General features: G+C 32.6%; 7 protein-coding genes and 2 pseudogenes. 8 read left to right on the top strand and 1 reads right to left on the bottom strand.

Features of this window, described 5'->3' with window-relative positions:
- Window positions 1-936: 936 nt before the first annotated feature.
- A complete protein-coding gene (locus tag MSBRW_RS00110; protein WP_011302006.1) occupies window positions 937-2,244 on the bottom strand; it encodes a Cdc6/Cdc18 family protein in 1,308 nt (435 codons plus the stop codon).
- Between the two features lie 291 nt (window positions 2,245-2,535).
- Here MSBRW_RS00110 and MSBRW_RS21595 point away from each other — a divergent pair, with 291 nt between their 5' ends.
- The 8 genes and pseudogenes from MSBRW_RS21595 (at window position 2,536) to MSBRW_RS00070 (ending at window position 11,889) form a co-directional block, all read left to right on the top strand.
- Window positions 2,536-2,706 (top strand): hypothetical protein, encoded by a 171-nt coding sequence (locus MSBRW_RS21595; RefSeq protein WP_155398064.1) that lies wholly within the window; start codon window positions 2,536-2,538, stop codon window positions 2,704-2,706.
- Window positions 2,684-3,051, top strand: a pseudogene (locus MSBRW_RS23115) (IS110 family transposase); the annotation flags it as partial. The gene MSBRW_RS21595 and the pseudogene MSBRW_RS23115, both read left to right, overlap by 23 nt.
- Before the next feature lie 492 nt (window positions 3,052-3,543).
- Window positions 3,544-3,951: a DUF1699 family protein gene (locus MSBRW_RS00100; RefSeq protein WP_011301992.1), complete on the top strand. Its 408-nt coding sequence runs from the start codon at window positions 3,544-3,546 to the stop codon at window positions 3,949-3,951.
- A gap of 886 nt (window positions 3,952-4,837) precedes the next feature.
- A pseudogene (locus tag MSBRW_RS00095) lies at window positions 4,838-5,716 on the top strand (RNA-guided endonuclease TnpB family protein); the annotation flags it as partial.
- Between the two features lie 1,410 nt (window positions 5,717-7,126).
- The gene (locus tag MSBRW_RS00085; protein WP_011301994.1) at window positions 7,127-8,704 is read left to right on the top strand and encodes a lipopolysaccharide biosynthesis protein; all 1,578 of its coding nucleotides are present in this window, start codon (window positions 7,127-7,129) and stop codon (window positions 8,702-8,704) included.
- A gap of 379 nt (window positions 8,705-9,083) precedes the next feature.
- Window positions 9,084-9,572, top strand: coding sequence for a hypothetical protein (locus MSBRW_RS20040; RefSeq protein WP_052305845.1), 489 nt, complete (start codon window positions 9,084-9,086; stop codon window positions 9,570-9,572).
- Window positions 9,523-10,635: a DUF354 domain-containing protein gene (locus MSBRW_RS00075; protein WP_011302007.1), complete on the top strand. Its 1,113-nt coding sequence runs from the start codon at window positions 9,523-9,525 to the stop codon at window positions 10,633-10,635. Before MSBRW_RS20040 ends, MSBRW_RS00075 begins: the two co-directional genes overlap by 50 nt.
- Before the next feature lie 63 nt (window positions 10,636-10,698).
- A complete protein-coding gene (locus tag MSBRW_RS00070) occupies window positions 10,699-11,889 on the top strand; it encodes a hypothetical protein (RefSeq protein ID WP_011301995.1) in 1,191 nt (396 codons plus the stop codon).

Genomic DNA, 11,889 nt, shown 5'->3' with positions numbered 1-11,889 from the left:
GGTTTCCTAAGCCTAAGCAAATTTATGTGTATATTTTCTTTTAATGCACTTCAATTATTCTTTATTAGTTAATTATATATATTATTAATTTTAAAACCATAACACATTGATTTTGTGTTTAAATAATATAAATCACTATAAAGTGATTTATCTCGTAGAGAAAAAACAGTATCGTAAAGCTCTAGGATCTATACTCATCTGCATTTTTTTGAAACTCATATTTTCCCAAAACAGATTATATTAATTTGAATTTTGATGGAATCTGAACACATAGCTGTTTTTACCTCCTGCATAAAAGTTCGATAAATCTGTTTAAGTGAAAATCAATAGCAGAAGAAATTATGAAATCTAAAATTTGACTGTGGAAGGTGGCTTAGGAAATGGGATATATACATATGGTTCTTTGATAAAAGAAAAATTCCTCTTGGGAATTAAATCTCTGCTTAGGAAATGGGATATATACATATGGTCCTTTGATAAAAGAAAAACTCCTCTTGGGAATTAAATCTCTGCTTAGGAAATGGGATATATACATATGGTTCTTTGATAAAAGAAAAATTTCTCTTAGGAATTAAATCTCTGCTTAGGAAATGGGATATATACATATGGTTCTTTGATAAAAGAAAAATTCCTCTTGGGAATTAATTCTCTGCTTAGGAAATGGGATATTTGAACGATCAATCGAGTTTCTTATTGTAGAAATTTGGTGGTCCGATATACGATGCAGCAGCAGACGACGTAAAATGTTAAACGTTTAAGTAAATTCTAGCTCCATTTTTGTATTGTGAAATGATTACGTAAAATGAAGCAAATTCGAAGTTGGATAAAATAATAGATCACATGCATAGATATATAACTGCAATAAAAGAAAGTAAAAAAGCGAAATAATTTTGGGATAAAACAACTTGGTTTTGAGACGAGCTCATATATAATATATCACTTTTTTGCAATTGAATTTTGGGGGAAAAAGAACTTAGAAGGTGATATGTCTGCGAATGGTTCTAGCCTATTGTCTTCAAATAGAGTTTCTTTTATAAGGGATTGAAATGCTATTTTTGTTATTATTTTTTTTCTTCCGTATTTTCCTTTCCAGAAATTTTCGCCTTCAATAATTCCGAGTTGGTCTAGCTCTTTAAGTAAGTCAGAAATTCTCCGCTGAGTTAAAATATCGGCGTCTATGTATTCGCAAAGTCTTTTATAAATTGTATAAATATATTTCATATTACATTCTATACTGGAATTAAACACATAAATACAGGCTAATAATGCTATTTTATGTTGAGTTGGTAATTTTTTGGTAGCTTCTATTATTTTATTTAATTCAATTTTGTCTTTAGCTTCTCTAACATCTTGCTCTACAACAACTGGATTGCCTTTTGCTTCAGCAATTTCTCCTGCCACTCTTAATAATTCAATAGCTTTTCGGGCATCACCATTTTCCTGAGCCGCAAAAGCTGCGCATAACGGGACAACCAGTTCTTCAACGGTATTGGGTTTAAATGCAGTTTTAACTCTTGCATTAAGTATGTCCTGTAATTGTTCTGCGTCATAAGGGTTTATTATAAGTTCCTGTTGACCTAGTGTATTCTGTAAATGTGGTGGAAAAGTGTCTATAAGGTTTAAATTATTAGTAATACAGACAACACAGGGATATTGTCCTGTTAGTTCTGACTTAGTTCTTATTATATTATTTATCATCTCAGGCTTAGTTGCTTTATCTAGTTCATCGAATACAATTATGATCATACCGTTATAATGATTGACAAGGTGAGTAAAATACCGATTATTTTTGGACAAAGAATTACCTATGGACTTTCTTTTTTCGCCTTCAGGTATGGGTATCTTTTCGTTAAGTATTTGTAAAACAGCATGTTCACTTTTTATTTTCTCGCAATTTATATTAATAACACATAGATTTTTGTTCTGAATGTCTGCTAATTTTATTACTTCAGTCATGCACCATTTAGTTATTATGGTTTTACCAAGTCCAGGCTTGCCATATATAAATACGTTACCAGGTGACACTGGTATTTCTCTAAATATGTCTTTCATATACTCATAGAAAAGGCGAATTTCTTCATTTCGGTGCAGGATTTCTTCAATTCCTTTTAATTCATAATTAGGTTTTACTGTTGTTTTATCCTTAAATAAGCTCTTTTCAAAGTTTACAATCTCTGATAAGCTAACCTGTTTGGTGATCTTCAGCCCTCCATAAAGTAGTTTTATATAAGTGTCCTTAAGCATTATTTGTATCTTTGTGTAATTTCCTAAGCAAATATATTTCCTAAGCAAAAAAAATTTCTGTTTTAGTCCATTTCCCAAGCAAAATGAGAGCAAGAGACGTAAAGAGTTATGAGAAAAATAAGTTAAAATTAGATATTAATCTGTAATAATATTCTTTTATAATATAATTTCACATTAACCAATATATCTAATGATATACGGCAAATTCCCATCACGATCAAATGTTCTGAAGCTCTACATGATTAACTAACTTAGTTTGTCCATGACAAGAAAATGCGGTAGTAAGGCTGTGTGCGACTCATTGCTCTGGAAAAAGAGCTTGCTGCACCTGCAGTTGATTCCTTTAGAATATTATTGTCAAGTAGCTGCCTGATCCCCAGGTACCAGAAAAGAAATGGTACGAATTTTGGAAATGAGCTTGAATTGGATTACTATAATGGCTCACTCAGTTCTCGCACCTGAAATATTTGATCTAAAGGATGTGATGAAGGATATTTTTGGCAAGAATGGCAGCAGGATCTTGTTATGAATCTCTTCAGGTAAGACTGTTGGTCAGATCGTAGAGAGTCTTTCTCAAAATATTCGTAAAAAATGATCAGATAAAAGAATTTTTGATCTAGAAGTCTCTCAAAGTGCTGCAATAAGGCTCCAGATCTGTCTGATACTCATAGTTTTTATAGGAACTGTAAGCGTGAAATGGGAAGTTTAATATCAGTTTTCGATATCGGAAAACTTGGTTCAGCAATTCTACTTGCTGAAATAGGTAATTTCATGGATTTTTCTTCTGGAGATGAGCTTGTTTCTTGGGGGAGCCTGGGGACTTGTTCTCAAAAGAGAAAGGAAAGTAGGATTAGTTTTCCAACTTACCCGGTAAATTATAGCCCGAAACAGCGCATAAGTGAAGCAAAAATAGAAAAATAAATTACAAAAGTAACTTTTCACTTTTTTTGCTGTAATTAAGGCCAAAAGCTATAATTTACATGGTCTTTTATATACAATATACATTATTGTATTTTATAAACTGATCCCAAATGCTATTGTTTTTATTTTTACTGCAAGCTCCTAATTATATAGAACTCAATAACCTGAATCAACACCATTTTACTCATTTTAAGGTATCTGAATAGTTACATTTGGTTTTTCTAGATCAAATTCGGAGGTCTAATATTATTATTTGCATCCTATATTATTTTCTTCAGAACACTATCTAAATAATGTTAGTTCAATGAGATAATTATTTATAATCAGTATATGTAGTTATATCATACAACTAAAAGAAGTTTATAGTGGGGGATAATTATGAGAATTCGAGTAGTTAGTTCCAGAGATGAAATTTTTACATTAAATCCGAATGAGCGTATTGTTCATCTGGCCTTCAGGCCTTCGAATAAAGATATTTTTGAACTGGTTGAAACATGTCCGAAAATTGAGGTAATACAGTTACCTAAATCTTACATGGCTACGGTTTCAAAATCTATAGAAATATTCCTTGAAATGCAAAGAATCCAGCTTATCGAAGGTGATGTCTGGGGCCACAGGAAGGACATTAACGAATACTACACTGTTCCGTCATCGATTATTGAAAGAATAAAAGAAATGAGAATCGAAGGTAAATCCAATGAAGATATCGAAGCAAAGATTTCAAGGGAGAACAGGCTTAACCCAAAAATGATTGTTTATATTATGAGTAAGGAAGCTCCTGCCTGAATTCAAGTGTGGTAAAACATGTCAGTAGGAAAATACTTTGCTGGAGATCAGTCCGTACATAGTAATGTTGAATTTTGAGACTTGAACCTTTGCCAATTTCAAAATTAATGCTTTAATCTTGAATTAAAAGCATTAAATTCCCTTTTTTAAAAAATTACTTCTAGTTGCTTCGATATTCTATCTTTTAAAATCTCCTGGTACTTTTATAAGTGTCTTCCAACTTTAAAGTCCTCAAGTGCTGTGAGTAATGTGGCAGTATTGCTTATTGACATATGAATTTTGGTCTATATATCTCCTCTTGTCGGTGTTTTTTTATCTATAGTATTCAACAGTGCCGTTTTTTAATTTATTTTTCTTTTTATTCTGTACGTCTCTTGATATTGTTTTGCTTAGGAAATGGACTAAAACAGAAATCTTTTGTTCTGATATTGTATAATTTTCCAGGCAATTTATGGTAAGTTCTTGGAATGTATTGCGCTCTGAAATGGGTTCTTTTTTCTGCTTTCAAGAAATTCAGTTTTCAAGAAATCCAGTTTTCAAGAAATTCAGTTTTCAAGATATCCAGTTTTCAAGAAATTTAGTTTTCAAGATATCCAGTTTTCAAGATATCTAGTTTTCAAGAAATCCAGTTTTCAAGAAATCCAGTTTTCAAGAAATCTTATTTTTAGAATATCCAGCTTCCAAGATAAAAGGATCCTCTTAAACAGAATGAATAATCTTTATCTAATAGTATTGTATCAAGCAAATAAATACTGATGTTTGACTTTTTTATAACTTTTAAGTAGATTCTTATTTAAATTTTTTGATAATTGACAAAACGCTAGTTTTTGGTTTGTCCTTAATTAATAAGTAGAGATATTCTTTGTCAGTTTTTATTTCAAGAAGGACCAAGCAGGTTGAGCCTGCCTTCACTCGATTTTTCCGAGAGAAGAACGGCTTTCCTAAGTTCAAATCTAAGAAAAACTCAATTCAATCTTTTCCTATACCTCAACACTACTCCGTAGACTTTGAAAAAAACACTATCAAGCTCCCTAAAATAGAACCAGTTAAAGCAGTTTTTCACAGGAAGTTTGAGGGCGAGCTTAAAACAGCTACTGTTTCAAGGACATGTAAAGGACATTACTACATTAGTATCCTTGTTGAAGATGGGAACGAACTTCCTACAAAACAGAAGTATTCAGAATCTACTACAGTGGGTCTAGATGTCGGGATTAAGGATTTTGCTATACTTTCCACAGGAGAAACGATTGAGAATCCTAACTACCTGAAAAACTCTTTGAACAGGTTAAAGGTTCTTCAAAAAAGAGTATCAAGGAAACAGAACGGTTCTAAGAACAGGGTAAAAGCCAAACATAGGCTTGCTGTACTACATGACAAAATAACTAATCAGAGGAACGACTTCCAGAACAAACTCTCTTTTAAACTCATAAGCGAAAACCAAGCAATAGCTCTGGAAACTCTGAATGTTAAAGGAATGGTCAAGAATCATCATTTGGCACAGGCTATAAGTGATTCCGCATGGAGCAGTTTTGTAACAAAACTAGAGTATAAAACTGAATGGTACGGAAAAACCATCCTGAGAATTGGGCAATTTGAACCATCTTCTAAAGTATGTCATGTTTGTGGATATCATAATTCAAATTTGACATTAAAAGATAGAGAATGGACTTGCCCAGACTGTAAAACAAAACATGATAGAGATATAAATGCCGCTATCAATATCAAGAAATTTGCTCTCATAGATCAAAATCTAATTGGATTATAACACCTGCGGAACGCGGGGAAGAGCTTGGGGACTTGCCCTCAATAGAGGGAGGAATGAACCAAGAAGCCACTCAGTCTTTAGATGAGTGGTAGTTCACAGGAACACCAGAATATTAATTAGGCATAAAAATAGGAGCATTTGGCTATGTAATGTAGTCTTTTGTAATATTTGTCTTGAATGAGAGACTAATTTTCATTATTTTAGAGTTGACATTAAGGCAGTCTGGAGTACTTTAAAAATCGAGTATCAAAGGTGAAAGTAATCTTGAATAGATCTCATAGTTAAGAAAAAATGGGTTTTGGGATGAACTCTATAATATAAAAAATATTAATGTTTCATTTTAAATACGTAAAAGTTTTGTAATATCTAAAATTTTAATTTAAATTATACATTATTTTTCTAATAATATTCAAATTGGACTTCTAAAAGAAAGGTTTTTATAACTTGTTTTATCTTAATATCAATTATCCATTATTTGGACAATGATGCAGTATTATTTTATCATATATAATATTTTAATAAAATAAATATTATGCATAGGAATCTTTATGTTAACAACCATTCTTTCACATAACACTATTTATTCTGATGTTGTTTATTCTGGTGTCAAATCCGCAACTACAACCATCGGTATTCCCCAGTACTGGATTGTGGTTATTATTGGGCTTTTGATACTTTTGTCTTTGATGGAGATTCTAGTTGCAACTGAAAAATGGAACCGAAATATTAACTGTTCTTTTAATATTGCAATCATTCCTTTGACTTTTAGCTTTATTGGAATTATCATTTTTAAAATAATGGAATTTATCTAATTCTGGATTTCCGAACATCTTTTCTCAGTCTAAACACCTGAGTTTTCATAAGATGATATCAAAAAGACGGTAAAAAATTGAAACATAAAACCTCTACATTAAAGATCTAATATGCGGGTCGTGATAAAAGTATACCTTAATGAGCCTATCTTGAGACTTACTTTGAATCTCGTATTTTAGTGACTAATTGGGTTTATGACTATTAAGCAAGGTCTGAATGTTTCTGATAATTGAGACGAAAATGGGTTTTGGGATCAGCTTAATCTTAAATATATATCATAAGTTATTCCTTATGCTGTTATAAGCACACAACAAATTTTGCAAATTCGCATTTATATAAACTCTTCATTACATACAACTCAATCAATGATATCACACGCTTATGGTATTGTGGGAGTAAATACCAAAAGTAAGTGGAAAATTGGATCTGTCAATATATCTTGCTCTACATTATAGGATTTTTGAGGCTTCTTTATAATTTCAGGACAGTATCTATATTTTAGCAGGGCTGACAAAAAATTAAAAGCAATACTGATGAAAATTGGAAGATTTATGATTAATTTTACCATGTATCACATGAGAATTCAAGAAGGTAGAAATGTTAAATTCAATGGATCCCCAGAACGTTTTCAGCAAGCAAGTGCCTAAGAATCTCATAGCCAATATTGTGTATTTTATAGTTAGCCTCGCAAGTGGACTGTTTTTGGTACCTTATTTTATTAATTCACTTGGCGTTGCAAGCTATGCGATGATCCCACTAGCGACCTCCTTTACAGCTTATGTGAATCTAATTATGGTATCTCTCAATACGTCAGTTTCAAGGCCTATAACTATTGAATTACAGAGAGAAGAGTTTAAAAAAGCAAATGTGACTTTTAATACTGCTTTATTTGGAACACTTGTGATTATCTTACTAATGCTGCCCATAGTATTACTACTTTCATACTATTCTCCGTTGTTTTTTGGGGTTCCATCAAGCCAGGAAAATGCTACAAGAATCCTTTTCCTTGGGGTTATAAGTGCGTTTCTATTGCGGGCTTGGAGCAGTAACTTTGGAGTTTTCCTTTTTGCCTATAACAGACTTGACCTTCTAAACATAATAAATGCAATAAATATCCTTCTTCAGTTGGGCCTAATTATATTGTTTTTCAAGTTAGATTCTCCAAACCTTGCTTACATAGGATTAGCTTATCTAATCGCTGCCATAGTTGCCTTTGTTCTTACGGTATTTTTCTCACACAAGATAAGTCCGCTTCTTACGATAAATATAAAAGACTTCAGCAGATCAAAGGCTAAAGAGATTATGGAGATGGGAGGATGGGTTATTATTACTCAAATTGGTTCCCTTTTTTTTCTCCAGATAGACCTTATAGTTGTGAACAAATTATTTGGTACTCTTGCGGGTGGAGAATACTCAATAGCTTTCATGTGGAGTTCAGTGCTACGTACTATTGCAGGTGTGCTTATAAGTATCCTTACACCAGTGATTCTAACTTACTATATTAAGGGCAAAACCGAAGAACTTATAAATTTATCAAAAAGTGCCATAAAACTTACAGGTTTTGCACTGGCTCTTCCGATTGGCTTTATCTGCGGTTTTGCTCCGCAACTTCTTTTTCTCTGGGTAGGTCCCGAATTTGTAAAACTCTCTCCACTGATGTTAATAATGCTGTCCCATCTAGTGATTAACCTTCCAGTAATGCTTCTCTTTGATATTAATGTCGCATACAATAAAGTGCGAACTCCAGGAATTGTCACATTTTGGATGGGAATAGGCAATTTTCTATTGGAAGTAATACTTCCATTTGTCACTGGTTGGGGATATTATGGCGTTGCAGTTGCAGGAGCAATTGTGCTGATTCTTAAAAATGCCATTTTTATTCCCTGGTATGCTACTAAGGTACTTGGGATCCCAAGAACTACTTTCATGGGTTCTATGTTCCCTGGTGCCTTAGCAATGCTTATAATAGCGGGAGCTTGTAGGCTCATTAATTTTTTTGTGCCTATTTCGGGCTTAGGACCCCTAATAATCTTCGGAATCATTGTGACAATAGTGTATATGGGTGGCATATGGATTTTTACTAAAGAAAACGTTGAACGTCAAATAATAATGTCTATAATTCCTTCTTTTATAAAATACAGACTTAAACTAAAGATTAAAAGCAGTGCGAAATAAAAAGTTTTAACTTTAAGGCGTGAAATCCCTTTCCTCGACAGCTTCCTGTGAGAACCAAAAAGTGGCAGATGAGAATGAAAGTCTTAGAATTTCTGCATTTTTAGTTCTTCTTCATTTTTAATATTACTTTTTTATATTGACAATTTTAGAATTTATACTTAGATTATTATTTTTAAGGCTTACTCTATTTTAAATCAACCTCTTCTTTGTTCTCTAATTTTTTGATTTAAAATAATAATGTATTACTAATATATTTTTCATTTATTCTATAAATTATCCGATATGAATATCTATCTAATTATATTTCTATAAATTGAAACGATTAAATAATGCCTCAAATATCTTTTATCTGAAGGCTCAAAGAAGGGCGGGCAGAAAGATGAGTTTCGAGTCGAGTGCTAATAACAAAAACGAGTCCATTTCTTGGAGTGATTATCAACGCACAATGCGTACAGCTGTACAACAAATCTCAGTGATTTTACCTGTTTATAACAAAGTGGACAAGTTCATTAACATATCCTTGGATCTCAAAATCAAAAATTCACAGATTGATTTTCGCGCCTTCGTCGCTTCAACGATTGAACATTTTCGTTTCAATGCCCAGGGCATGGCTATAGAAAGTCAAATGCTCATGGATAAAAGAAACGTCGGGCTTCGAATAAATGAAGTCAGTATAGATGTCCTTTACGACGTTAAAGGCTTCATCAAAAAATTGGTTTATCCGAGTCTTGAAGTCCTTTTATTGATCTTAAAAGACACGATCTTAATGAAAAATATTTTATTTAAAATTCTTCAAAATGAATTCTGGGGGGTATATTTTGAGGATTGCATTTTTTATAAATACACCTGCGCACGTTCACTTGTATAAAAATGTTATTAAAACTTTGGAATTCAGCGGGCATCAAGCTATTGTCTTGGCCAGAAACTATGGAGATACAGTTAGCCTATTAGATGAAATGGGGTTTGAGTATTTCGTATATGCCAATGCACCGGATTCAAAATATGGGAAAATCTTAGCTTTACCTTTCAATGTGTTAACAGCATATAGTTTTCTTCGAAAGAAAAAGCCTGATTTATTGGTTGGAGTGGGAGTTTACTCAGCGTATACATCACAATTACTGCATAAAAAATGCATAATATTTAATGATTCTGAACCTGCACCTTTTCAGTTCATGCTTTTTAAGCCGTTTGTGGATGTGATTCTCACTCCTTCATCGTTTACCGTTGATCTGGGTCCAAAGCACATTAAATTTAATAGCTTTAAAGAAATTGCTTATTTACATACAAACTATTTTGTGCCAGATGTTAAAATCCATGATTTTCTTGGGATAGGCCAAGAGGATGATTATGTTCTTTTACGTTTCAATGCGTTTGATGCTGTACATGATCTTGGTATAAGCGGCTTTTCTATTGATGAAAAAAGACTTCTGGTTAATGAACTGAGCAAGTATACCCGTGTGTTTATTTCGTCTGAACTAAAACTGCCAGATGATTTTAACAAATACTTGTTGAAAATCCCAAAATCTCGCATTCACGATATTCTGTATTACGCAAAACTTGTTGTGGCAGATACCCAGACAATAACTACTGAATCTGCAGTTCTTGGTACTCCAGTTGTCAGGTTTAATTCCTTTGTAGGTAAGAAAGACATGGGTAATTTCATTGAACTTGAAAACAAGTATCGTCTTATTTTTAGCTTCAGTGATCCTGCAAAAGCAATTGCAAAAGCTGTAGAACTTATTCAAGAACCAGAGCTAAAAAACAAATGGAAAGAAAAAAGAGATAGACTCCTGGATGACAAAATCGACGCTACCAAATTTTTGTCTTTTTTTATTGAAAATTATCCTGAAAGTCTAAACAAAATAAAAGCTGCACAAAACTATTCTAAACGAGAGGGTAGTGTCGTCGCCCTGCAGGGTGATTTGCTATGAAGATTGCAAGCAGCAGAATTGCTGACACAATCAATGCATTATAAATTAAATTGAGGCTAATTTATGTCTTTTGATGTCCTTGTGGATAATTCCATAAAATCGCTTTATGAGTGGGTAAAAAGTGAAGAGTACTATGGATGGGACCCTTATGATGCACTAAACAGTGAAATGATAAACAAATTCTGTTCGGACTCTCAGCTACTGGAGATATTGATAACTCAATTGAATAAGTATTCTATCTTAAACATCAGGCCAATTATAGGTATTGAAAAAGGGCTGGATATAAAAGGTATATCCCTTTTTGCTCAATCGTTTTCAAAAATTTATACTTTAACAAATGATCAACGGTATAAAAGTGATCTATTTGAGTGTACCAATATTTTAAAAAATAAATCTCTCAAACAAAAGTATGATTTTGATTGCTGGGCAGGACATTATTTTAACTATCGGAGCTTCGATGGAAGTATATTAACTCCAGATATACCTGATGTTATCACAACATCAAATGTGATCAAAGCAATGGCTGACAGTTATCTAATTTTTAAGGATGATGAATTAAAAGAGATTGTAAAAAGTGCCTATGATTTCTTTATCAGATATCTACTGGAAAAAACAGACGAGGGCCTTTATTACCTAAAGTACAATACTTTAAGTGAAAATAAAATCGTAATAAATGCTTCTGCTGAAGGTTTAAGTGCAATATGCAGGTTAATGCCTCTATTTGACGATAATGAGATGAAAAGAATAGCATTCAAGCTTTCCGAATTTTTGATATGTACTCAGGATTCAGATGGTTGTTGGATCTATAGTAAATATAAAAGTGGAAAGGTAAGGCGTCAAACTGATTTTCATCAAGGTTTTATAATAGATTCTTTGGTTGAATATCTTCCTTTTGCTGAGCCAAAAAAACAGGACCAATTAATTGAATCAATTAAATTAGGTGTAAGCTTTTACAGGAGAAAACAGTTTTTAGATAACGGTAGATGTTATTACAGATATCCCAAATTATATCCTATAGATATACATAATCAAGCTCAAGGTGTAATTACTTTTAGTAAGTTAAGTGCGTTTGATGTGGAATTCCTTGAGTTTGCAAAGCAAATATTGGAGTGGACAATTTTTAATATGCAGGATAATTCTGGATATTTTTTTTACCAAAAAAACAGGATTCTTACAAACAAAATTCCATATATGAGATGGGGGGCAGCTTGGATGATGCTAGCCATGGCAACGTATTTAGAAAAGTGGGAGTGA

Origin of the sequence: Methanosarcina barkeri str. Wiesmoor, from assembly GCF_000969985.1 — an archaeon.
Taxonomy (GTDB): domain Archaea; phylum Halobacteriota; class Methanosarcinia; order Methanosarcinales; family Methanosarcinaceae; genus Methanosarcina; species Methanosarcina barkeri_B.
This window is presented reverse-complemented; position numbering and strand designations above follow the sequence as displayed.

Excerpts from the sequence above, each read along its gene's own strand:
- MSBRW_RS00100 (WP_011301992.1), top strand. The coding sequence starts at position 3,544 with ATGAGAATTCGAGTAGTTAGTTCCAGAGATGAAATTTTTACATTAAAT.
- MSBRW_RS20040 (WP_052305845.1), top strand. The coding sequence starts at position 9,084 with ATGAGTTTCGAGTCGAGTGCTAATAACAAAAACGAGTCCATTTCTTGG.
- MSBRW_RS00070 (WP_011301995.1), top strand. The coding sequence starts at position 10,699 with ATGTCTTTTGATGTCCTTGTGGATAATTCCATAAAATCGCTTTATGAG.
- MSBRW_RS00110 (WP_011302006.1), bottom strand. The coding sequence starts at position 2,244 with ATGCTTAAGGACACTTATATAAAACTACTTTATGGAGGGCTGAAGATC.
- MSBRW_RS00085 (WP_011301994.1), top strand. The coding sequence starts at position 7,127 with ATGTTAAATTCAATGGATCCCCAGAACGTTTTCAGCAAGCAAGTGCCT.